The following is a 21432-nucleotide window of genomic DNA, read 5'->3' as shown; positions in this document are numbered from 1 at the left end:
AATAAGAGGGATTAGCGTTTGCTTTGATTTGGCGCAAGTGCGCGGGGGTGTGGAAGAGCGGCGATGAAAAAAGGCGACCCGTAGGTCGCCTTTTCAGTCACACGGCCAGGCAGATCAGAATTCGTGATCGGCGTTGTCCGGGTTCAGGTCGCTGATGCCCAGCTTGCCAGCGGCCTGCTCGATCGAACCGGTCTGTTTGACCAGGGCGGCGATGGCGTCGCGTACGATCTGGTTGCCGGCTTCGTTGCCTGCGGCGATCAGTTGGTCGTAGTGCTCACCCTTGTTGGCGTGGTCGACGATGACCTGCATTTTCGCTTCGGTGGCTTCCAGGTCGGCCTTGAGGGCCGCATCGGTAGCCGGGTCGATCTTGGCGACCAGGGAGGACAGGCTGGCGCCGGTCAGCTGGGTGCCATCGGTACGGGTGTACTCGCCCAGGTAGACGTTACGGATGCCCTTGGCGTCGTAGAACTGCGAGTTGTGGGTGTTGTCGCTGAAGCAGTCGTGTTCGTCTTCCGGGGAGTTGGCTTCCAGGGAAACCTTCATGCGCTCGCCGGCCAGTTCGCCGAGAGACAGGCTGCCCATGCCGAACAGCATTTTGCGCAGGCCGCTTTCGGCAGGTTCTGCTTCCAGGGTGGCGCGGTAGTTGTCGGCCACGTTCGGCTTCCAGTTGCCGACCATTTCTTCCAGATCGCTGACCAGCAGCTCGGTCACGGCTTTGAGGTAAGCGCGACGACGGTCGTTGTGGCCACCGGTCGCACCGGTGCCTTCCAGGTAGTCCGTGGCCGGACGGTTGCCGGCGCCCGGGCCGGTGCCGTTCAGGTCCTGGCCCCAGAGCAGGAATTCGATGGCGTGGTAGCCGGTCGCGACGTTGGCCTCGGAACCGCCCAGCTCGTTCAGGCTGGCGAGTTTCTCGGGGGTGATGTCCTTGACGTCGATCTTGTCTTCGCCGACCTGGATCTCGGTGTTGGCGATGATATTGGCGGTCGCGCCAGGGTTGCCCAGGGCGTGCTCGTAGCTCTTGTCGACGTAGTCGATCAGGCCTTCGTCCAGGGGCCAGGCGTTCACCTGGCCTTCCCAGTCGTCGATGATGGTGTTGCCGAAGCGGAACACTTCGCTCTGCAGGTAAGGTACGCGTGCAGCGACCCAGGCGGCCCGGGCGGCTTTCAGGGTGTCGTCGTTGGGCTTGGCGAGGAATGCGTCGATTGCGGTTTGCAGGGTTTTCGCAGTGGATTCGGCGTCACTGTAGACCGCGAAGACCAGGTCGGCGTAATGCCCGACAACCGCTTTGGCGGCGGCTTCATCGACCTGGCCGGCGCTGGCGGCAGGAGCGGTGGTGCTGGCGGCTGGGGTCGGTGCTTGAGGAGCAGCCGCCTTTTCCTTGTCGCCGCAACCGGCGAGGGAAATGGCGATGGCCAACAGACTGGCGGTGGCCAGAGGCATACGAATCATGGCGAAAATCCTGCTTCGAGAGGTTGGACAGGCGCGCGGCGCGCGCAAAACTGACACATAATGCGAAAGATTTGCATTTTATGTAAAGGGCTGGAGTTGTAAATATTTCCTATTCACGCGGCGCTCGAGCGTCGTCGGGCACCGCGTGAAGGTCGGGGCTCAGGAAATCGCCGCCTTGCTGCGCTGCGCCTGCTTGAGATAGACGCTCAACTCCCGTGCCGGCAGCGGCTTGCTGTAGAAGTAGCCCTGGCCCTCATGGCAACCCTCGCTGATGATATAGGCCTCCTGCTCGCGGGTTTCGACGCCCTCGGCAATCACCTGCATACCCAGGCTTTTGCCCAGCTGGATAATCGCCCGCACGATGGTGGCGTCGTCATCGTCGTCGAGCAGGTCCTGGACGAAGCTCTTGTCGATCTTGATTTTGTCCAGGGGCAGGCTTTTCAGATAGCTGAGCGATGAATAGCCGGTGCCGAAGTCATCGATGGCGATCAGCGCGCCGGAGCGGCGCAGGCTGAGCAGGTGCTGGGCGGCCGTGCTGATGTCTTCCATCAGGCCGGTCTCGGTGACTTCCAGCTCCAGGCTGCGCGGCGGCAGGCGGTACATCTGCAGGAGGTTGTTGACCACGCGCGGCAGTTCGCTGTGGTGCAACTGCACCGTGGACAGGTTGACCGCCATGCGCAAATCGCTGAAGCCCTGGTCATGCCATTCGCGCAATTGGCGGCAGGCCTGGTCCAGCACCCATTCGCCGATGGCGATGATGGTGCCGTTCTGTTCGGCCAGGGGGATAAACAGGTCCGGCGGCACCAGGCCATGTTCGGGGTGCTGCCAGCGGATCAGGGCTTCGACGCCGACCACGCGCTGGTCGCGGTAGCTGATCTGCGGCTGGTAGACCAGGTAGAACTGGTTGCGCACCAGGGCTTCGCGCAAATCCTTTTCCAGCTCCCGGCGGCGACGCATTTCACTGTCGACACTGGCGATATAGAACTGGTAACGATTGCGCGAGCGGGTCTTGGCCAGCGTCATCGTCTGTTCGGCTTTTTGCAGCAGCTTTTCGGTACTGTCGCCGTCTTCAGGGAACAGGGTGATCCCGATGGTGGCGCGCAGGCGGATTTCCTGGTGGTCGAGGGCGAAGGGCGCCTCCAGGTCATCGAGAATGCTCTGGGCCAGTTCGGCGGCCTCGTAGGGTTGCTCGATATCGGCCTGGACCAGGGCGAACTGGTCGCCGCCGAGGCGGGCGAGGGCGCCGAGCCGACCGCTGTGGGCGCGCAGGCGATCGGCCAGGGCCAGGAGCAGTTGGTCGCCGGTCTGGTAGCTGAATTGCTCGTTGATCCCCTTGAAATCATCCAGGCCCACGCACAGTACCGCGACCCGTCGTTGCAGGCGCCCGGCATCGACCAGAATCTTGTCCAGTTGCTGTTGTAGCTGCTGGCGGTTGGGCAGACCGGTCAGGAAGTCGTACTGGGCCATGCGCAGCAGGCTGTTCTCGGCTTCGTGGCGCAAATGGGTATTGCGCTCGATGGACGCCAGCAGCTGGTTGGCTGTGTTGATCCAGATGCCCAGCTCGTTTTTTTCGTGGCCCTTGAGCAACGGTAATTGATGCTCGCTGGGGCGATCGGGGTTGATCGTGGTCAGGTGCTCGATAATCCGCGACAGCGGCTTGGTCAGCAGCCAGTGGTAGACCAGGTACAGCACCAGGCCCATGGCCAGTGCGCGCAGGACACCGGAGATAAAAATGATCACTGCGTTGACCAGGAAACCCTGGCCGTAGTTGGCGGTGTCGAGGGTGATGCTCAGGTCGCCGTAGTACTCGCTATAAGGCCCACGCCCCACCAATTGGGTGGTGAAGGTGCGTTCCTGGCCGAGGATCAGGTCGGTCAGCCAGCGGCTGGGCGACTGCTGCAATTGTCGGGATTTCTGCGCGAGCATGGTTTCGTTGGGGTGGCCGATGGAGGCCTGGCGCACAGACTCGTCCTGAAACAGGCCTTCGATGACTTGCATGCCCATCTCCCGGTCCAGGCTGTAGACGGCCTGGGTCGAGGGGTCGCGAAACATGTCGAGGATGCGCTGGGCGTCGCTGGCGACCGCCTGGCGGGTCTTGTAACCGTCGAATACGATCTGCGCACAACTGAGTACCACGCCCACAATCAGTGCCGAAAGCAGCACGACTCTCAGCAACTTCACCGACAAGCTGTTCTTGAGTTCCAGCTTCAAAGGGCTATTCCTTGTTCCGAGCGAGTGGCATCAAGTTGCCATGAGTATTGGCAATCCGGTCCCGGCAGTCAAAGGGACATTCAAGCCCGTCCGGCTTTCAGGGCGGGCCTGGACCCCGCGGTTGGTGCGTATTCGTCGGGGGCTGGACAGTATGTCGGTCGGCAAACCGCGCAACTTGAGGGGGGCACGGTTTTTTTTGCGCAGATTTGATACTAGTTGCGTACGGGCATTGCTGCTTTGAAAGTGCTTGGAGAACACGCAAAAAAAACCCGGCCAGGCCGGGTTTTTTCTGTGGCGAGAAGCGGTCTTAAGCGACGAAGTGCTTGCCTTCGAACTGCTCGGCGACGAACTTCCAATTCACCAGGTTCCAGAAAGCTTCGACATACTTCGGACGTACGTTGCGGTAGTCGATGTAGTAGGCGTGTTCCCAGACGTCGCAGGTCAGCAGCGGGGTGTCGCCGCTGGTCAGCGGGTTGCCGGCGCCGATGGTGCTGGCCAGCGCCAGGGAACCGTCAGCCTTCTTCACCAGCCAGCCCCAGCCGGAGCCGAAGGTGCCGATGGAGGTCTTGCTGAACTCTTCCTTGAACTTGTCGAAGGAACCGAACGCTGCGTTGATGGCCTCGGCCAGTGCGCCGGTTGGCTGACCGCCGCCATTAGGCGATAGGCAGTTCCAGTAGAAGGTGTGGTTCCAGACCTGGGCGGCGTTGTTGAAGATGCCGCCGGAAGAGGATTTGACGATCTCTTCCAGAGTCTTGCCTTCGAACTCGGTGCCTGGCACCAGGTTGTTCAGGTTCACGACGTAGGTGTTGTGGTGCTTGTCGTGGTGGAATTCCAGGGTTTCCTTGGAAATGTGCGGCTGCAGGGCATCGTGTGCGTAAGGCAGCGGCGGCAATTCGAAAGCCATGATGATTCTCCTAATCAGGTCAGTTGCGGTGAGCGCAAGGCCGATCACGGGCGGCCAGACACGCGCCGTGGAGTTTGTACTCTTTGCGGCGCAAGTCTTGGATCATAGCACCGGGGGTGCGGCAAAACCACGCAACAACTTTGTGGAATAGAGGTTCCAGAGCCTTTTGGAATAATCAGCCAGCACTGATCAACTGAGCGGCGACGGCGAACATCATGGCGGCTACCAGCACGTCGAGAATGCGCCAGGTGGTTGGGCGTGCCAGCCACGGAGCGAGCCAGGCACCGCCGAAGGCCAGGGCCGAGAACCACAGCAACGACGCGCTGGCCGCGCCCACGACATACGCGCCGGGAACGCTTTGCTGGGCGCCGAGCGAACCGATCAGCAGCACGGTATCGAGATAGACATGGGGATTGAGCAGCGTAACCGCCAGGGCGCTCAGCATTACCGTGCGCAGTGAGCGTGCGGTGTGGCCGGCGTCCTGTTGCAGGCTCTGTTTAGAGCAGGCCCGACGCAGCGCCATGGCGCCGTACCAGAGCAGGAACGCGGCGCCGCCCCAGCGTGCGATCGACAGCAGCAACGGGCTTTGCGCGAGGATGGTCGCCAGACCGAAGACCCCGGCGGCGACCAGCAACCCATCGCAGATCACGCAGAACGCGGCGACCGGCAGATGATGTTCACGGCGCAGGCTCTGGGCCAGGACAAAGGCATTTTGGCTTCCGATCGCCATGATCAGGCCGAAGGCCATTAACAGGCCATTGATATAGCTTTGCCACATCGTCGTTACTCCCCGTGGGCTGCGAGTTGTTTCAATACGGCCATGGCGCGCGCGGCGTCGGCACGGGCGACAAACAGATGGTCGTGGTAGAAGCCGGCAATCACGTTGCAACTGATCTCGGCGCGTCCCAGTGCACCGGCGAAAGCGGCGGTCAGACCCACGGCGGCGAGTGCGGAGTGCACGCTCAGGGTGATCCAGGCGGCCACGTAGTCGTAGCTCAGACCCAGGGCATCGGCGTCCTGCCGGGCGAGTACGACACTCAGACCTTCCTGTTCGCGGATGCTGGCAATGACGCTGCGGCCCTGTAGCGGGGTGTCTTCGGCCAGGGTGCAAAAGACATAGTCACCCTCGTTCAACTGCGGGCTCATGCTGCGCAGAAGGAGAGGCAGGGAGGTTTGGCCAGACATGGGGCGATCCTTGGTTCGGGATTTCGTGCTGGCTATTTTGCGCTAGCGGTGTATATAAGAAAAACCAATATTACTGATCGCTCATTAGGAAAACTGATGTTCGACTACAAGCTGCTTTCCGCCCTTGCCGCGGTGGTGGAACAGGCCGGATTCGAGCGTGGCGCCCAGGTGCTAGGGCTTTCGCAGTCGGCGATTTCCCAGCGGATCAAACTGCTGGAAGCACGGGTCGGCCAGCCAGTGCTGATTCGTGCAACACCGCCGACGCCGACCGAGATAGGCCGGCGCCTGCTCAACCACGTGCAACAGGTGCGCCTGCTTGAGCGGGATTTGCAGAGCCTGGTGCCGAGCCTGGATGAAGAGGGCCTGCCGGACCGCCTGCGCATCGCCTTGAACGCCGACAGCCTGGCCACCTGGTGGGCGGCGGCGGTCAGCGATTTTTGCGCGCAGCAACATCTGCTGCTGGACCTGGTGGTGGAGGACCAGACGGTTGGCCTTAAGCGCATGCGCGCTGGCGAGGTCGCGGCTTGTATCTGCGCCATCGAGCGTCCGCTGGCCGGCGCCCGTAGCCTGCTGCTGGGGTCGATGCGCTATCGGGCCTTGGCCAGCCCGGACTTCATTGCCCGCCACTTCACCGATGAGGTGGTCCCGGCCCAACTGCCGCGCACGCCGGCGCTGGTCTTTGGTCCGGATGACTTTCTTCAGCACCGCTACCTGGCGTTACTGGGGGTTGATGGCGGTTTCGAGCACCACTTGTGCCCATCCTCCGAAGGCTTTATTCGCCTGATCGAGGCAGGGCTGGGCTGGGGCCTGGTGCCGGAATTGCAGGTGCGCGAGCAACTGGAACGCGGGGTTTTGCGCGAGTTGTTGCCAGATAAGCCCATCGATGTGCCCCTGTACTGGCATCATTGGCGCAATGGCGGTCAGTTATTGGCGCTGTTGACCGAGCAGTTGTCCCGCGAGTCGGGGCGTTGGCTGGTTTCTAGTCTATAAAAGCGTGGCATCAGGCAATGGGCAGTACGAATCAAGGCAATTGGAGCAAGGCATGAAAATTCTGGTCACCGGCGCGAGCGGCTTTATCGGCGGGCGCTTTGCGCGCTGCGCCCTGGAGCAGGGTTTCGAGGTCCGCGTCAACGGGCGCCGGGAGCAAAGCGTCGAGCATCTGGTACGCCGTGGCGCCGAGTTTGTTCCGGGTGATCTGACCGACGGGCAACGGGTGCACGACCTGTGCCGTGATGTCGAAGCCGTGGTGCATTGCGCGGGTGCGGTGGGGTTGTGGGGCCGTTATCAGGACTTTCACCAGGGTAATGTGCTGGTCACCGAGAACGTGGTCGAGGCCTGCCTCAAACAGCAGGTGCGCCGGTTGGTGCATTTGTCGTCGCCGTCGATCTACTTCGATGGACGCTCCCATCTTGGCTTGACCGAGGAGCAGGTGCCCAAGCGATTTAAGCACCCTTACGCGGCGACCAAGTTCCTCGCCGAACAGAAGGTGTTCGGTGCCCAGGAGTTTGGCCTGGAAGTGCTGGCGCTACGGCCGCGCTTCGTGACCGGCGCCGGCGACATGAGCATTTTCCCACGCCTGTTGCGCATGCAACGCAAGGGCCGTTTGGCCATTGTCGGCAATGGTCTGAACAAGGTCGATTTCACCAGCGTGCAGAACCTGAACGCGGCATTGCTCAGCGCCCTGCAGGTTGGCGAGGCCGCTTTGGGCAAGGCCTACAACATCAGCAACGGCGCGCCGGTGCCGCTCTGGGACGTGGTCAATTACGTGATGCGGCGTATGCAGGTGCCTCAGGTCACGCGCTACCGTTCTTATGGCCTGGCCTATAGTGTGGCGGCGCTCAACGAAGGTGTATGCAAGCTCTGGCCGGGGCGTCCGGAGCCGACGCTGTCGCGCCTGGGCATGCAGGTGATGAACAAGGATTTCACCCTGGATATCAGTCGCGCCCGGCACTATCTCGGTTATGAACCCAGCGTGAGTCTGTGGACCGCCCTGGATGAGTTCTGCCATTGGTGGCAAGCCCAGGATACATCCGGTCAATATGTCTGAACCGATTGTGGCCTGCGCAGTCGATCAGTGCGCCGGGCAAGCTGTTTATACTTCCGGCATTTAGCCGGTACCGCTGAGAAAGGTTGATCCATGCGTAATGATGCCAATGACGATTTCGATTTGCCGAGCTTGAGTGCCAAGGAACGCGACGAGGATGATTATCCGTCCACGGTTGGCGCCCGCGAACGCACCACGGTGTCGTCGCGCACTACGCCGGTGGTGCGGGTCAAGGGGCCCAGTACCGGGCCGTTGTGGGCGTTGCTGGGGGCGTTTTTCATTGCCCTGGTCGGCTTGGGCTGGTGGAGCTTCCAGCAGATCTCCCTGATGGAACAACAGTTGGTGGCGACCCAGGAAAGCTTCGCGCGGATCAGCGAGGAAGCCGCGGGGCGGTTGCAGGATATCTCCGGCAAGGTGGTCGCCAGTGAATCGAGCGTGACCAGTGACAGCGAGGCGCTCAAGTTGCAGGTTCGCCAGTTGGAAAGCCGCCTGCTGGAACAGGGTAAGCAGCAACAGGGCGTAGCCGGCCAGCAGAGCGGCCTGGACAAGCGTTTGGAGCAGATGAGCGCGCAGACCGCCGAGCAACTCAATGTCCAGGGCCAGTTGCAGGCCCAGGTCAAAAGCCTGACGGCGGAGTTGGCCAGCCTCAAGGCGGCCCAGGGCGATCAGGCCAAGCTTGAGGCTCAACTCAAGAGCCTGGCGAGCGACATCGCGGCCCTGAAGAAACAGGGCAATCCGAGTGCGGCTATCGAGCGTCTGGAACAGGAACTGATCGTTCTCAAGAGCGAGCAGGAAACCCGCCCCGCGGCCGCGAGCGGTGCCAGCACGGCCGAGTTCGATGCGTTCCGTGGCCAGGTCACGCGCAATATCAGCACGCTGCAAAGCCAGATCCAGAATCTGCAGCAACAGCTCAACGCCCGTCCTTGAAGCCTGCCAGGCTGGCCCCAGCGATCCCGTTGAGGCCAGCCTTGGCATTCTCCTACTGAATGCTTGGTCATTTCTCTCGACCGTCTACGCTCTGATGACACGCACAGGAGCGAGGGACGCGAGATGGGTAAGTGGTTCACATGCATGCTGCTGGGCTGGCTGCTGCTAAGCGGCAGTCAGTTGCAGGCCGCCGAAGAAAGCGCCGAGCAGGCGCGTGCGGCCAAAGCCTTGCTAGAGAAGGCCCTGGCCTACTACCACGACAATGGTGACAAGGCGTTCGCCGCGTTCAGCCGCCAGGGCGAATTCGTCGACAAGGACCGCTACGTCTTTGTGGTTGATACCCACGGCGTGATGCTTGCCAGTGGCGGCCCCAGCTCGGCCTTGATCGGGCGGGATGTCTCGGCGGTGCTAGGGCCGGAGTTGCGCAAAGCATTTGCCGATGCGCTGAAGATTCCCGAGGCCAACGGTATCCAGCAGGCCGAGTACCGCTGGCAGAATTGGAATGACGGCAAGGTCGAGCGCAAGCGGGTGTATTTCCAGCGCATTGGCGATCGGATCCTTGCGGTGGGCTATTACCTGCCCCGTGCGTCGGCGGATCAGGCGCGAGCGCTGCTCGACAAGGCTGCCAGTGATTTGGGCAAGGACGAGGCGGGCACGCTCAGGGCGATCAATGACCTGCGCGGCGGTTATCTGCAGGACGATCTCTATGTCTTCGTGGTTGACCTGGACACTGGGCGCTACGTGGCCCACGGCACCAATCTGCGCTTGATCAACACCGACTTCAGCAAGGTCAAGGACCCGCAAGGCAAGCCGGTGGGCGAGCCAATCCTGGCGATGATGGCCGGCCAGGATCAGGGCGAATATGAGTATCGCTGGAAAAACCCGGTGACCGGCAAAATCGAAGACAAGCACGCGTATCTGCGCAAGGTCGGCCACTGGCTGATTGCGGTGGGCTATTACAGCCCCTGATCAAGCGCGTCGAGTTCAGTCAGGGCGCACACCAGGCGCTGAAGATGCGCCTCGCGCGTGCTCAGGCTCGGGGTGACGCGGATGCACGGGCCGCAGGCCGAGCCCTCGCGGGCCACGGTAAACAGGCCGTAGTCCGCGAGTAATCGGTCGACCATGGGCTGTTGGTCGACACGATTGCGAAAGCGCAATGCGGTAATGGTGCAGTACAGGCGCGGATCGTCCGGCGTCAGCACCTCGATGTTCTTGAGTTGGCGGACCGGGGCGACCCAAAGATCGCGCAAATAGTTCAGCCGCGGGCCCTTGACCGCAGCTCCGCCCAGGCTGCGGTACTCTTCGAACACCAGCGGCAGGGTCATCCAGGCGGCAATATTGGGGGTGCCGTAGGGCACGCGGGAGCGGATATCGGCTGCATTGACCTGGGGCGCCTGCATATCCGGGTCGATATCGCCCAGGCGCCCCGCAGCGATGTAGATAAAACCCAAGCTGAGCGGGCCGCCGATCCATTTCTGCAGGTTGTAGCCGGCAAAGGCCACACCCAGATCTTCCAGGTCGAATTCAACCAGCCCGAGGGCGTGCGCGCCATCGAGCACGACATCGATGCCGTGCGCTTTCGCAACATGGGCAATGTCCCGCACCGGCAAGACCAGCCCGGTGCGGTGCGTCACATGGGTCAGGACCATCAGCTTCAGGCGCGGGTAACGCAGGAAGGCCTGGCGGTAGCTGTCGACCAGGGCGTCATGGCTGGCGGGATGGGGCAGGGCGATCTCAATCAGCTCGACCCCGCGCTGGCCAGCCAGCCAACGCATGGCACCTTGCACGCTGGGGTAGTCGAGGTCGCAGATCAGTACTTGATCGCCCGGCTGCAGGCGGTTGTAGTTACGGATCAGTGAGAGCAGGCCTTCGCTGGCGCTGCGGGTCAGCGCGAGGGTGTCGCTGTCCAGGCCCAGCAGGTCGGCCAGTTGCTGGCGAATCTGCAGGCTGGTGCCGTGCTCGAAGTGCTGGCGCACATACACCGAGTTACTGCGGTTGATAAAGGCGATCTGGCGCTGGTACTCCTCGAGCACCGTACGGGTCATGCGCGCGAAGTAGCCGTTTTCCAGGTTGATCGGCCCCTCCTCGGCGTCATAGCGCTCGGCATAGGCGTTCCAGAAGGCTTCGTTGCGGGCGTGCGGCGCATGGCGGGGCATGGGGGGGCTCGGTCAGTGGCGGGGTTTGGGCTTGCCGTGCTTGGCACGCAAGGGGTCGAGCAGATCGGACAGGCCGTTGTGGTCTATCTCCTGCATCAAGGCCAGCAACCCGCCAAGTTCTCCGTGGGGAAAACCTTCGCGGGCGAACCAGTTGAGGTATTGACCGGGCAGGTCGGCCAGGATGCGACCCTTGTATTTGCCAAAGGGCATCTCGCGAGTGACCAGCAGTTCGAGCTTTTCGGGATTCATGGAAGGCAGGGGTCTCGGGCCATAGCGGTCGTTTTGAAAAATACAGGCATTCTGCATGCAGGCCAATTGACAGATCATGCAAATAGCGCGGGTACAGTTTTCTAGTTTATATTTAACTAATTGATTTTATTGAGTATTTTATTTTCCTGAAACTGGCATGACGTTCGCACTCTTCAGGGTAGCGGTTTCAAACTCCCACCCCGCAGAAGGAATTGAATAATGAGCAACGTCAATAAAGAAGCGATCTCGGTATTGAACGATTTGATCGAAACCAGCAAGGATGGCGAAGAAGGTTTTCGCACCTGTGCCGAAGATATCAAGAATCCCGAGCTAAAAAGCCTGTTTATCAAGCGCTCCCAGGGTTGCGCCACGGCGGCGGCAGAATTGCAGGCGGAAGTGCGTGCACTGGGCGGTGATCCTGAAACCTCGACCAGCGTCAGCGGTGACCTGCATCGCCGCTGGGTCGACCTCAAGTCGCTGATTACCGGCAAGGACGAAGAGGCGGTGCTCAATGAGGCCGAGCGCGGTGAAGACCACGCCCTGAAGGCTTACAAGCACGCCCTGTCCAAAGAGCTGCCGGCCCATGTGCGGGCAGTGGTCGAGCGTCAGTTCCACGGCGTGCAGCGCAACCATGATCAGGTCAAGGCACTGCGCAATATTGCCCGCGCGAGCTGATCGCCTCCGTCTTGAAAGCGCCAGCCAGTCTGGCGCTTTTTTGTGGGCGATGATTTTGTACTGGACGGGAATTAGTTCGCTAGCTAATAATTAGTTTGCTTGTTTTAATCCCGTCCGCCGGGATTTTTTAGCGGCTATCTTTCTTTCAGGTTATCGGTTCAAGCAGGTTCGATTGTGCGTATCACACTGCAAGCCATGTTCGCCCCCAGCCCAGCGGCCTTGCAGTTCGCCATCAAGACGTTGCTCGGCGGTGCGCTGGCGCTCTGGCTCGCTTTGCGTTGGGGGCTGGAGCAGCCGGCCTGGGCCTTGATGACCGCATTTATCGTCGCTCAACCGCTGTCAGGGATGGTGGTGCACAAGGGCCTGGCGCGGCTGCTCGGAACGCTGGTCGGGACCATTATGTCCGTGGTCTTCATGAGCCTGTTCGCCCAGACGCCCTGGTTGTTCCTGCTGGCCCTGGCCCTGTGGCTGGGGTTGTGCACGGCCTGTTCGACCCTGCTGCGCAGTGCCTGGTCCTATTCCTTCGTGCTGGCCGGCTACACAGTGGCGATCATTGCCCTGCCGTCGCTCAGTCATCCGTTGCTGGTGTTCGACCAGGCCGTGGCGCGGTGTACGGAAATCTCCCTGGGCATTCTCTGCGCCACGGCCAGCAGCGCGTTGCTCTGGCCGTCACGGGTCGAACGGCAACTGGCCAGCCAGGCCCGCAGTGCCTGGCAAAGCGGGTTACAGGCGGCGCAGGCGACCCTGGCGGGAGAAGGCGCTGCCCGCAAAGGGTTGCTGGAAATCCTTGGGCGGATTGTCGCGGTGGATGCCCAGCGCGAGCATGCCTGGTTCGAAGGCGACCTGGGGCGTCAGCGCGCGCGGGCGGTGAGTGGCCTGAGCCAGAAGCTGCTGATGCTGTTGCGCGTGGCCCGTGCCGTTCGCCGCCAGTGGCGGCAGATGGATGAGGCCGAGGCGGCGCAACTGGCGCCCTGGCTGGCGGAGGTCGAGCAGGCGCTGGCGGGCGGCGATGAGGAGCTGATGCGCAGCGTGCGCCCGCGTATCCAGGCAGCCGCGCATGAGCCGGTGTGGAGCTCGGTGCAACGTTACTGCCTGGCCCGCCTGGCCCTGTTGCTCGATACCGCGCTCGCCGCCGGGGCGGCCTTGCAGGCGGTGGAAGAGGGCCGCAGTGGCAGCGAGGCACCCCGCAGTCTGGCGCCTCATCGCGATCTGTCGCTGGCGCTGGTGTTTGGCGCGCGCAGCGCCCTGGCCTTTCTGGTCGTGGCGAGCTTCTGGATGGCCACGGCCTGGCCGGCCGCGTCCGGTGCCATGCTGCTGACCTGCGTGGTCTGCAGTCTGTTCGCCAGTCGCGAGAACGGCGCGCAGATCGGCATGAGTTTTATGCGGGGGATTTTCCTCGCATTGCCGGTGGCATTTGTCGTCGGCCAGTTGCTGTTACCCCAGTGGAGCGGCTTTGCCCTGTTGTGCATGGGCATGGGCGTGCCGTTGTTCTTCGGGGCGCTGTGCATGGCCAAGCCGCAGATTGGCGCGACGGCCACCTCTTTCTGTCTGCACTTCATCGTCCTGGTGGCACCGCTCAATCAAATGAGTTTCGATGTCGCGGTTTTTCTCAATAGCGCCCAGGCCATGATTATCGGTGTGGGTACGGCGGTACTGGCCTTCCATCTGCTGATCCTGCGCAACCCGCAATGGCATGGGCGCCGTCTGCTGGCCGCGACCCTACATGATCTGGTGCGTCTGACCCGGCGCGATCTGCGTGGGGCCGAGAGCTGGTTTGGCGGACGTATGGCCGACCGCCTGATGCAGTTGGCGCGCCACTATCCGGAACTGCCGCAGCAGGCCCGCAGTCGCTGGGATGATGGCCTGCTGGGTCTGGATATGGGCGACGAATTGCTGCATCTGCGCTTGAGCCTGGCAGTGGCCCAGATACCCAGGGATGCGGCCTTGCGCAGTTACTTGCAACAGTTACAGGCATTACTCGAACAGGGCCCGGCCGCCGAGCGTGCCGACGCGCTGCAAGCGGCCAGTGAAAAGCTGCTGCACAGCCTGCAGGCCCTGCCGCCCAGCGATCCGTTGACGCTGGCCCAGGGCGCGGTGCTGCAATTGCACAACAGCTGGCGCACCTGGTGCCAGCAACAGGAGGCAGGCCATGGGGCTGCGTGAGTGGGCGTTGGGCGGCATTCTGCTCAGCCCTTTTTTGATTGATGTGCTGCTGGCGTTGCTGGTGACCGGCGCCGTGCGCGTGTTGATTCGCGTGACGCCTTTGGGGCGTTGGATCTGGCACGAAGCGTTGTTCGATTGTGCGCTGTTTGTCTGCATTCTGACCTTGATTACCGTGGTTCTTGGGCCTTTATAAGGAGCTGTCCATGCGCACTTCTGTACGTGTCGCCATAACGCTGGGCCTGGTGGTGGCGGCACTGTTTGCCGGTTATCACCTCTGGCAGTACTACATGTTGACGCCCTGGACCCGTGATGCGCGGGTACGGGCCGATGTGGTGATCGTGGCGCCGGACGTCTCCGGCTGGGTGCGCGAGTTGAAGGTCAGCGACAACCAGGCGGTTAAGGCCGGCGACCTGTTGTTGTCGATCGATCGCGAGCGTTTCGAGGCCGCGTTGGAAAAGGCCCAGGCCGTGGCCCAGACCCGCCAGCAGCAGCTCAGCCTGCGTGAGCACGAGGCAGCACGACGGGCCGCCCTCGGGCCCCAGGCGATCAGCGCCGAGCTGCGTGAAAATGCCCAGATCAATGCGGGTATCGCCCGTGGTGAATGGCGCGAGGCGTTGGCGGACGTGAAGGTCGCCGAACTCAACCTGGCCCGTAGCCAGGTGCGTGCGCCCCGTGACGGACACATCACCAACCTGCGCCTGGCCGAAGGCAATTATGTGAATGCCGGGCAGCCGGTGATGGCGTTGATCGCTGATGGCAGCTTCTACGTGCAGGCGTACTTCGAGGAAACCAAACTGCCGCGTATCCAGGTCGGTGCGCCGGTCAAGATTTGGCTGATGAGTGCCGGCGAGGCCCTGCAAGGGCAAGTGGAAAGCATCAGTCGCGGGATTACCGATCGCAACGCGACGCCGGATGGGCAGTTGCTGGCGCAGGTCGAACCGACCTTCAACTGGGTGCGGCTGGCCCAGCGGATCCCGGTGCGGATTCGTTTTGATCGCTTGCCCGAAGGCGAGCGGCTGAGCGCGGGGATGACCGCGAGCGTCCAGGTGGACGAGGGTAAATAGGGCAGGGCCGGTGCGGACGGCAGCGTGAGTCTGCCATCCGCGTTTAGTCCCGGGAGGCGCTCAGCCGATGCTGATGGGCGGCAGGACCGGCAGGTTCACGGTCTGCTGTTTGCGCGGTGCGAGGATCTCGGCTTCGCCATCGACCACCAGTTCATCGTTCTGGTTGAACACACGGGTCGCGATACGTACGCGGAACTTGGGCAGTTTTTCCAGGATTTCCAGGCGCACGGTCAGGGTGTCGCCAATCTTTACCGGCTTCTGGAAAGTCATTTGCTGGCCCAGGTAGATGGTGCCCGGCCCGGGCAGCTCGCAGGCGACCGCCGCGCTGATCAGCGCGCCACTGAACATGCCGTGGGCAATTCGCTCCTTGAACATGCTGGCTGCGGCAAACTCGGGGTCCAGGTGCACAGGGTTGTGATCGCCGGACATGGCCGCGAACAGCTGGATATCGCGCTCCTGCACATGCTTGCTGTAGCTGGCGGTCTGGCCGACTTCGAGGTCTTGGTAAGGCGTGTTGGTAACCTGGGTCATCGTTTTAAAATCCTGTCACGGTTGGAGGGAACCGATTGCTCGGTCCCACGGCTGTCGAGGTGGCGTGCTCTGGTGGCAGCCTTACTCTGCTCGTTGCGCCCGGCGGTGGCTCAGGGCCTGCTCCAGCCACTGGATCAGCTGGGCAGTCACTTCGTCGCGGTTGATCTCATTGAAGAGTTCATGCCGGGCCTGCGGGTAGAGGGTCAGTTGCAGATTCTGGCTGCCGGCCTTGCGCAAGGCGTCGGCAAGATCCTTGAGACGCTTGCCGGCACTCACCGGATCACATTCGCCGCCAATGACCAGCAACGGCAGGCCTGGATCGATCTGGGCCAGGTTGTTCGGCTTGCTGATTTGCTGCAGGCCGCCGAGCAGGTCGATCCATAACTGGTTGGTGCAGCGGAACCCGCACAGCGGGTCGCTGGCGTACTTGTCGACTTCATCGGGGTCGCGGCTCAGCCAGTCGAAGGCGGTGCGGTTGGGTTTGAAGGCCTTGTTGAACGAACCGAACGAGAGCCATTCGATCAACGCACTGCGCCCGGTCGGGCCCTGGCGCCAGCGTTCGAAGCGGGCGATCAGGCGGGCGGCGCGGTAGAGCGCAATAGGCTGGAAATTCGAGCCGCTGAGTACGGCGCCGTGCAGGCTGGCACTGTGGTGGAGCAGATAGGCCTGGGCCAGGTAGCTGCCCATGCTGTGGCCCAGCAGAAAGATCGGTACGCCGGGGTATTCCAGGCCCATGTGCTGGTTGAGGCTGGCCAGGTCGCCGACCACCGTGCTCCAGCCATCCTCGTCGGCGTAGTGGCCAAGCACCCCGTGCTCGGCCGTGCGGCCGTGGCCACGCAGGTCCGGAGCGACCACACCGAAGCCGGCGGCACACAGGGCGGCTGCCAGGCGTTCGTAGCGACCGCTGTGCTCGGCCATGCCGTGAGCCAGCAACACCAGGGCCTTCGGGGTGCCCTCGGGTAACCACTGATTGACGTAAAGGCGGCTGTGGTCTCTGACACTCAACCAGAAATTAGCGTGGTTCATGGCGATTCCTTTGCACAGGGTCGTTGCATTGTATAGCCAGCGCAGAGATTCACGCGGCTAATGACGCAGGTTGGCATATTTGCCTGTTCCGGCATAACTGCTAACGTCCGCACAGCTCCGCTGTTGCGCTTGGCGCTAAGCGGCCCGGACACACTCAGGTACGAGGACAATAACAATGCAACCTGATTTCTGGAGTGACAAACGCCCGGCCGGGGTCCCCAACACCATTGATCTGACGGTCTACAAGTCGGTCGTCGAGGTGTTTGAGCGGTCCTGCAAGAAGTTCGCCGACCGTCCGGCATTCAGCAATATGGGGGTGACGCTCACCTACGCCGAACTGGAGCGTCTTAGCGCCGCCTTCGCCGGTTACCTGCAAGCCAACACGGACTTGCAGCCGGGTGACCGCATCGCCGTACAGATGCCCAACGTCCTGCAATATCCAATTGCCGTATTTGGTGCCATGCGCGCTGGTCTGGTGGTGGTCAACACCAACCCGCTCTACACCGCACGGGAGATGCGCCATCAGTTCAAGGATGCCGGCGTGCGGGCGCTGGTTTACCTCAACATGTTCGGCCAGAAGGTGCAGGAGGTCTTGCCCGATACCGGTATCGAATACCTGATCGAGGCGAAGATGGGTGACCTTATGCCCGCCGCCAAAGGCTGGCTGATCAACACCGTGGTCGACAAGGTGAAGAAGATGGTCCCGGCCTATCAGCTGCCGGGCGCCGTGTCGTTCAAGAGCGCCCTGCGTCTGGGGGGTGGGCATCCCATCCGCCCATTGACGGTGGGGCTGGACGACATCGCCGTGCTGCAATACACCGGTGGCACCACCGGGTTGGCCAAGGGCGCGATGCTGACCCACGGCAACCTGGTCGCCAATATGCAGCAGGCCCGGGCCTGCCTGTCGCAGCCTGGGCCGGATGGTCAGCCACTGCTGCGCGAAGGCCAGGAAGTGATGATCGCGCCACTGCCGCTCTACCATATCTATGCTTTCACCGCGAATTGCATGTGCATGATGGTGACCGGCAATCACAACGTGCTGATCACCAATCCGCGTGATATCGCCGGCTTTATCAAAGAGTTGGGCAAGTGGCGCTTTTCCGCGTTGCTGGGGCTCAACACGCTGTTTGTCGCGCTGATGGATCACCCAGAGTTCAAGAAACTGGATTTCTCGCGGCTCAAACTGACCAACTCCGGCGGCACGGCCCTGGTCAAGGCCACGGCCGAGCGCTGGAAGCAGCTCACCGGTTGCGGCATTGTCGAAGGCTATGGCCTGACCGAGACATCCCCGATTGCCTGCACCAACCCCTATGGTGATCGGACTCGCCTGGGCACCGTGGGCATCCCTGTGCCGGGCACCACGCTCAAGGTCATCAATGATGATGGTGTCGAACAGGCGCTGGGCGAGCGGGGCGAGTTGTGCATCAAGGGGCCGCAGATCATGAAAGGCTACTGGCAGCAGGACGCGGCCACCGCCGAGGTGCTGGACGCCGAGGGCTGGTTCAAGACCGGCGATGTGGCGGTGATCGACCCCGATGGCTTTGTGCGCATCGTCGACCGCAAGAAGGACATGATTATCGTCTCGGGTTTCAACGTGTACCCCAATGAGATCGAGGACGTGGTCATGGCGCACCCGAAAGTAGCCAACTGCGCGGTGATCGGCGTGCCGGACGAGCGTTCGGGCGAGGCGGTGAAGTTGTTTGTGGTCGCACGCGAGGCGGGGGTCAGCGTCGAAGAGCTCAAGGCCTATTGCAAGGAAAACTTCACCGGCTACAAGGTGCCCAAGCACATCGTGCTGCGTGACTCGTTGCCGATGACGCCGGTGGGCAAGATTCTGCGTCGCGAGTTGCGCGATACCGCCTGATGTCTTGAACGCATTTGCGCCAATCGCGAGCATGCTCGCTCCTACAGGGACGCGTTTTTTCTGTAGGAGCAAGTTTGCTCGCGATTTTTATTGCCTGAAAGGTGCATTCCAGAGCGGTTTGAAAAGTATTGGTATGTTTACTCTAAATGTGACCGGTCGGTCGTCTTGAGTCATGTTTATGACTAATGCTGGGTGTTCGGCCTCTAGTCGACTCAAGGCAAAGCTGCTACTCTCGGCGCGCTTTGGGACTTCTCGGTCAGTGAAAAAGCCGGATTCACCCATAAAAAACACAGACAAATAATAATCGCATCAAATGCGGTGAAGAATTCGCGTTGCTGAGGAGTGGGCTTCCATGATCGAAGACTTTTGGAAGGATAAATACCCAGCTGGGATTGCTGCCAGTATCAATCCTGATGAGTATCCGAACATTCAAACGGTGTTGAAGCAGTCCTGCCAACGCTTTGCCGATAAACCGGCCTTTAGCAACCTCGGCAAGACGCTGACCTACGGCGAACTCTACGAACTGTCGGGCGCGTTTGCCGCCTACCTGCAACAGCACACCGACCTGCAGCCGGGCGATCGTATCGCCGTGCAACTGCCCAACCTGCTGCAGTACCCGATTGCCGTGTTCGGCGCCATCCGCGCCGGGCTGATCGTGGTTAACACCAACCCGTTGTACACCGCGCGGGAAATGGAGCACCAGTTCAACGATTCCGGCGCCAAGGCGCTGATCTGCCTGGCCAACATGGCGCATCTCGCCGAGAGCGTGGTGCCCAAGACCTCGGTCAAGCACGTGATTGTCACCGAAGTGGCCGATCTGTTGCCACCCCTCAAGCGTCTTCTGATCAATAGCGTGATCAAGTACGTGAAGAAAATGGTGCCGGCGTATCACCTGCCCAAGGCCATCAAGTTCAATGACGTGCTGCGTCAGGGCCATGGCCAGCCGGTCAAGGAAGCGAGCCCGGTCAGCAGCGATGTCGCTGTGCTGCAGTACACCGGCGGCACCACGGGTGTGGCCAAGGGGGCGATGCTGACGCACCGCAACCTGATCGCCAACATGCTGCAATGCAAGGCACTGATGGGCTCCAACCTCAACGAAGGCTGCGAGATCCTGATCACGCCGCTGCCGCTGTATCACATCTATGCGTTCACCTTTCATTGCATGGCAATGATGCTGATCGGTAACCACAACATCCTGATCAGCAACCCGCGGGACCTGCCAGCCATGGTCAAGGAACTGTCGAAGTGGAAGTTCAGCGGTTTTGTCGGGCTCAACACCCTGTTCGTGGCGCTGTGCAATAACGAAGCCTTCCGCAAGCTGGACTTCTCGGCCCTCAAGGTCACGCTGTCGGGGGGCATGGCCCTGCAACTGGCTGCCGCCGAGCGCTGGACGGCCGTGACCGGCTGCGCGATCTGCGAAGGCTATGGCATGACCGAGACGAGTCCTGTCGCGACGGTCAACCCGCAGCAGAAAATCCAGATCGGTACCATTGGTATTCCGGTGCCTTCGACCCTGTGTCGGGTTATCGACGATGCCGGCAACGAGTTGCCCCTGGGCGAGACCGGCGAGCTGTGCGTCAAGGGCCCGCAGGTGATGAAGGGGTACTGGCAGCGCCAGGATGCCACCGACGAGATCCTCGACAGCGAAGGTTGGCTCAAGACCGGCGATATTGCGGTGATCCAGCCGGACGGCTATATGCGTATCGTTGACCGCAAAAAGGACATGATCCTGGTTTCCGGCTTTAACGTTTACCCCAACGAGCTGGAGGACGTGCTGGCGGCCTTGCCGGGCGTGCTGCAATGCGCGGCCATCGGTATTCCGGATGAAAAGGCGGGCGAGGCGATCAAGATCTTTATCGTCGCCAAGCCGGGTGTGACCCTGACCAAGGAGCAGGTGATGGCGCATATGCGCGCTAATGTCACCGCCTACAAGGTGCCCAAGGCGGTCGAGTTTCGCGATGCACTGCCGACCACCAACGTCGGCAAGATCCTGCGTCGGGAACTGCGCGACGAAGAGCTGAAGAAGCTTGGCGTGAAAAAATAAGCCAGCTGTTAATCCACAAGCCCCGCAGATGCGGGGCTTGTGGGTTCTGGGCGGCGGGCCGGCTATTGCCGGTTACAGCAGAAACGGAGTGAAGTCGACGCCGGTTCCGGCAGGGCGGACATCCTTGAGGAACGAATCCTTGTCGGCGCTCAACTCCAGGCTGACGGTGGACTTGCGCTTGCCGGCATTGCGTACCACCAGGCCCTCGAGCTTCTCGCGCAGAAACACCGTGGGTACTTTCAGGTGCAATAACTCATCGGTGCTCGGGGTGTGCAGCAGCAAGTGAATCCACTCGTATTGGCCGATGGCCAGACGGCTGACCGGAATATCGAACCACCAGATATTGCGGTTGCTGTTGAGCGCGGTGAAGTGGCAGTTATTGACGCCGAGCACGGCACCGCCAAGTTCCTGGTTTCTGCGGGCAATGGCCTGCTTTTTATCGAGTTTCATAACCTTCCTACCAATGGGTGCTTCAGCGCCGTGGCCTGAATACGCCGCGTATTCTCGGGGGTTGGCGAACAAACATAAAGCCCAACCTGCGCCAGGCGCCGAAATGCACGCCATAAAAATTGAAACTCTGGCGCCAGGCCGGGAGTCAACTCAGGTGTCGAGTCTCAGACTCTCGCATTTTCGTCAGGAGAATCCCCATGGGCAGTACTTCGGATAAAGTGAAAGGCATGGCCAATGAAGCTGTTGGCTCGGTCAAGCAAGGCATCGGCAAGGCCACCGACAATGATCGGTTGCGGACCGAGGGCAAGGCCCAGGAACTGAAGGGCGAAGCCCAGCAGGCGCTAGGCAAGACCAAGGATGCCATCAAGAAAGGGGTCGACAAGGCCTGATGCCTTGATCGAGTGCAAAGGTGCCAACGGCCATCCCGGGATGGCCGTTGGCACGTCAAGGCACCGCGTCGTGTTGTTTAGAAAATGTTTCGAGAGTCGCC

General features: G+C 61.5%; 21 protein-coding genes. 11 read left to right on the top strand and 10 right to left on the bottom strand.

Features of this window, described 5'->3' with window-relative positions:
- Positions 1-114: 114 nt before the first annotated feature.
- The 5 genes from NPS46_RS14625 to NPS46_RS14605 all read right to left on the bottom strand — a co-directional run bounded on the left by NPS46_RS14625 (position 115) and on the right by NPS46_RS14605 (position 5749).
- Complete coding sequence (locus NPS46_RS14625) at positions 115-1449, bottom strand: imelysin family protein (protein WP_274108345.1); 1335 nt, start codon at positions 1447-1449, stop codon at positions 115-117.
- Between the two features lie 159 nt (positions 1450-1608).
- Complete coding sequence (locus tag NPS46_RS14620) at positions 1609-3660, bottom strand: putative bifunctional diguanylate cyclase/phosphodiesterase (RefSeq protein ID WP_274108343.1); 2052 nt, start codon at positions 3658-3660, stop codon at positions 1609-1611.
- Positions 3661-3967: 307 nt separating this feature from the next.
- Positions 3968-4564, bottom strand: a complete 597-nt coding sequence (locus tag NPS46_RS14615; protein ID WP_274108341.1) for a superoxide dismutase — start codon at positions 4562-4564, stop codon at positions 3968-3970.
- A gap of 175 nt (positions 4565-4739) precedes the next feature.
- Complete coding sequence (locus NPS46_RS14610) at positions 4740-5342, bottom strand: LysE/ArgO family amino acid transporter (RefSeq protein ID WP_274108338.1); 603 nt, start codon at positions 5340-5342, stop codon at positions 4740-4742.
- A gap of 5 nt (positions 5343-5347) precedes the next feature.
- Positions 5348-5749, bottom strand: a complete 402-nt coding sequence (locus NPS46_RS14605; protein WP_274108336.1) for an ACT domain-containing protein — start codon at positions 5747-5749, stop codon at positions 5348-5350.
- 96 nt (positions 5750-5845) lie between these two features.
- Between NPS46_RS14605 and NPS46_RS14600 the strand changes: the two genes are divergently transcribed.
- From NPS46_RS14600 to NPS46_RS14585, 4 genes are all read left to right on the top strand, one after another.
- On the top strand, positions 5846-6739 hold the full coding sequence (locus NPS46_RS14600) for a LysR family transcriptional regulator ArgP (RefSeq protein ID WP_274108334.1): 894 nt from the start codon (positions 5846-5848) through the stop codon (positions 6737-6739).
- Positions 6740-6791: 52 nt separating this feature from the next.
- Complete coding sequence (locus NPS46_RS14595; RefSeq protein ID WP_274108332.1) at positions 6792-7796, top strand: NAD-dependent epimerase/dehydratase family protein; 1005 nt, start codon at positions 6792-6794, stop codon at positions 7794-7796.
- A gap of 90 nt (positions 7797-7886) precedes the next feature.
- A complete protein-coding gene (locus NPS46_RS14590; RefSeq protein WP_274108330.1) occupies positions 7887-8720 on the top strand; it encodes an ATPase in 834 nt (277 codons plus the stop codon).
- A gap of 123 nt (positions 8721-8843) precedes the next feature.
- Positions 8844-9689: a cache domain-containing protein gene (locus NPS46_RS14585; RefSeq protein ID WP_274108328.1), complete on the top strand. Its 846-nt coding sequence runs from the start codon at positions 8844-8846 to the stop codon at positions 9687-9689.
- Here NPS46_RS14585 and NPS46_RS14580 read toward each other — a convergent pair.
- Together NPS46_RS14580 and NPS46_RS14575 are read right to left on the bottom strand one after the other, a co-directional pair.
- Complete coding sequence (locus tag NPS46_RS14580) at positions 9677-10876, bottom strand: aminotransferase class V-fold PLP-dependent enzyme (protein WP_274108326.1); 1200 nt, start codon at positions 10874-10876, stop codon at positions 9677-9679. The two genes, NPS46_RS14585 and NPS46_RS14580, sit on opposite strands and share 13 nt — an antisense overlap.
- A 12-nt stretch (positions 10877-10888) precedes the next feature.
- Positions 10889-11125, bottom strand: a complete 237-nt coding sequence (locus NPS46_RS14575) for a DUF3820 family protein (protein WP_274108324.1) — start codon at positions 11123-11125, stop codon at positions 10889-10891.
- 219 nt (positions 11126-11344) lie between these two features.
- Here NPS46_RS14575 and NPS46_RS14570 point away from each other — a divergent pair, with 219 nt between their 5' ends.
- The 4 genes from NPS46_RS14570 to NPS46_RS14555 all read left to right on the top strand — a co-directional run bounded on the left by NPS46_RS14570 (position 11345) and on the right by NPS46_RS14555 (position 15027).
- The gene (locus tag NPS46_RS14570; protein WP_274108322.1) at positions 11345-11800 is read left to right on the top strand and encodes a PA2169 family four-helix-bundle protein; all 456 of its coding nucleotides are present in this window, start codon (positions 11345-11347) and stop codon (positions 11798-11800) included.
- 174 nt (positions 11801-11974) lie between these two features.
- A complete protein-coding gene (locus tag NPS46_RS14565) occupies positions 11975-13963 on the top strand; it encodes an FUSC family protein (RefSeq protein ID WP_274108320.1) in 1989 nt (662 codons plus the stop codon).
- Positions 13950-14156 (top strand): DUF1656 domain-containing protein, encoded by a 207-nt coding sequence (locus NPS46_RS14560; RefSeq protein ID WP_274108318.1) that lies wholly within the window; start codon positions 13950-13952, stop codon positions 14154-14156. The genes NPS46_RS14565 and NPS46_RS14560 overlap by 14 nt, the downstream gene beginning before the upstream one ends.
- A 10-nt stretch (positions 14157-14166) precedes the next feature.
- Complete coding sequence (locus NPS46_RS14555) at positions 14167-15027, top strand: efflux RND transporter periplasmic adaptor subunit (RefSeq protein WP_274108316.1); 861 nt, start codon at positions 14167-14169, stop codon at positions 15025-15027.
- A 60-nt stretch (positions 15028-15087) separates the two neighbouring features.
- On the opposite strand, the gene NPS46_RS14550 is transcribed toward NPS46_RS14555, so the two are convergent.
- Both NPS46_RS14550 and NPS46_RS14545 read right to left on the bottom strand, forming a co-directional pair.
- Positions 15088-15558, bottom strand: a complete 471-nt coding sequence (locus NPS46_RS14550; RefSeq protein ID WP_274108314.1) for a MaoC family dehydratase — start codon at positions 15556-15558, stop codon at positions 15088-15090.
- Positions 15559-15639: 81 nt separating this feature from the next.
- Positions 15640-16584, bottom strand: a complete 945-nt coding sequence (locus NPS46_RS14545; protein WP_274108312.1) for an alpha/beta hydrolase — start codon at positions 16582-16584, stop codon at positions 15640-15642.
- A gap of 175 nt (positions 16585-16759) precedes the next feature.
- On the opposite strand from NPS46_RS14545, the gene fadD2 reads away from it, so the two are divergent.
- Together fadD2 and fadD1 are read left to right on the top strand one after the other, a co-directional pair.
- On the top strand, positions 16760-18448 hold the full coding sequence (fadD2, locus tag NPS46_RS14540) for a long-chain-fatty-acid--CoA ligase FadD2 (RefSeq protein ID WP_274108310.1): 1689 nt from the start codon (positions 16760-16762) through the stop codon (positions 18446-18448).
- A 352-nt stretch (positions 18449-18800) separates the two neighbouring features.
- Positions 18801-20492, top strand: coding sequence for a long-chain-fatty-acid--CoA ligase FadD1 (gene fadD1 / locus NPS46_RS14535; protein ID WP_274108308.1), 1692 nt, complete (start codon positions 18801-18803; stop codon positions 20490-20492).
- Between the two features lie 72 nt (positions 20493-20564).
- Here fadD1 and NPS46_RS14530 read toward each other — a convergent pair whose 3' ends face one another.
- A complete protein-coding gene (locus tag NPS46_RS14530; RefSeq protein ID WP_274108306.1) occupies positions 20565-20942 on the bottom strand; it encodes a hypothetical protein in 378 nt (125 codons plus the stop codon).
- 197 nt (positions 20943-21139) lie between these two features.
- On the opposite strand from NPS46_RS14530, the gene NPS46_RS14525 reads away from it, so the two are divergent.
- Positions 21140-21331, top strand: a complete 192-nt coding sequence (locus NPS46_RS14525; protein ID WP_274108304.1) for a CsbD family protein — start codon at positions 21140-21142, stop codon at positions 21329-21331.
- Positions 21332-21432: the final 101 nt, after the last annotated feature.

It is taken from the genome of Pseudomonas putida (genome assembly GCF_028682395.1).
GTDB classification, from domain to species: domain Bacteria; phylum Pseudomonadota; class Gammaproteobacteria; order Pseudomonadales; family Pseudomonadaceae; genus Aquipseudomonas; species Aquipseudomonas putida_AB.
Note: the sequence above shows the minus strand (reverse complement) of the source record. Positions and strands in the feature narration are given on the sequence as shown.

Bases quoted from the DNA above. Each gene is read 5' to 3' on its own strand.
- NPS46_RS14625 (WP_274108345.1), bottom strand. From the start codon at position 1,449: ATGATTCGTATGCCTCTGGCCACCGCCAGTCTGTTGGCCATCGCCATT.
- NPS46_RS14615 (WP_274108341.1), bottom strand. From the start codon at position 4,564: ATGGCTTTCGAATTGCCGCCGCTGCCTTACGCACACGATGCCCTGCAG.
- NPS46_RS14610 (WP_274108338.1), bottom strand. From the start codon at position 5,342: ATGTGGCAAAGCTATATCAATGGCCTGTTAATGGCCTTCGGCCTGATC.
- NPS46_RS14605 (WP_274108336.1), bottom strand. From the start codon at position 5,749: ATGTCTGGCCAAACCTCCCTGCCTCTCCTTCTGCGCAGCATGAGCCCG.
- NPS46_RS14600 (WP_274108334.1), top strand. From the start codon at position 5,846: ATGTTCGACTACAAGCTGCTTTCCGCCCTTGCCGCGGTGGTGGAACAG.
- NPS46_RS14595 (WP_274108332.1), top strand. From the start codon at position 6,792: ATGAAAATTCTGGTCACCGGCGCGAGCGGCTTTATCGGCGGGCGCTTT.
- NPS46_RS14590 (WP_274108330.1), top strand. From the start codon at position 7,887: ATGCGTAATGATGCCAATGACGATTTCGATTTGCCGAGCTTGAGTGCC.
- NPS46_RS14585 (WP_274108328.1), top strand. From the start codon at position 8,844: ATGGGTAAGTGGTTCACATGCATGCTGCTGGGCTGGCTGCTGCTAAGC.
- NPS46_RS14580 (WP_274108326.1), bottom strand. From the start codon at position 10,876: ATGCCCCGCCATGCGCCGCACGCCCGCAACGAAGCCTTCTGGAACGCC.
- NPS46_RS14575 (WP_274108324.1), bottom strand. From the start codon at position 11,125: ATGAATCCCGAAAAGCTCGAACTGCTGGTCACTCGCGAGATGCCCTTT.
- NPS46_RS14570 (WP_274108322.1), top strand. From the start codon at position 11,345: ATGAGCAACGTCAATAAAGAAGCGATCTCGGTATTGAACGATTTGATC.
- NPS46_RS14560 (WP_274108318.1), top strand. From the start codon at position 13,950: ATGGGGCTGCGTGAGTGGGCGTTGGGCGGCATTCTGCTCAGCCCTTTT.
- NPS46_RS14555 (WP_274108316.1), top strand. From the start codon at position 14,167: ATGCGCACTTCTGTACGTGTCGCCATAACGCTGGGCCTGGTGGTGGCG.
- NPS46_RS14550 (WP_274108314.1), bottom strand. From the start codon at position 15,558: ATGACCCAGGTTACCAACACGCCTTACCAAGACCTCGAAGTCGGCCAG.
- NPS46_RS14545 (WP_274108312.1), bottom strand. From the start codon at position 16,584: ATGAACCACGCTAATTTCTGGTTGAGTGTCAGAGACCACAGCCGCCTT.
- fadD2 (WP_274108310.1), top strand. From the start codon at position 16,760: ATGCAACCTGATTTCTGGAGTGACAAACGCCCGGCCGGGGTCCCCAAC.
- fadD1 (WP_274108308.1), top strand. From the start codon at position 18,801: ATGATCGAAGACTTTTGGAAGGATAAATACCCAGCTGGGATTGCTGCC.
- NPS46_RS14530 (WP_274108306.1), bottom strand. From the start codon at position 20,942: ATGAAACTCGATAAAAAGCAGGCCATTGCCCGCAGAAACCAGGAACTT.
- NPS46_RS14525 (WP_274108304.1), top strand. From the start codon at position 21,140: ATGGGCAGTACTTCGGATAAAGTGAAAGGCATGGCCAATGAAGCTGTT.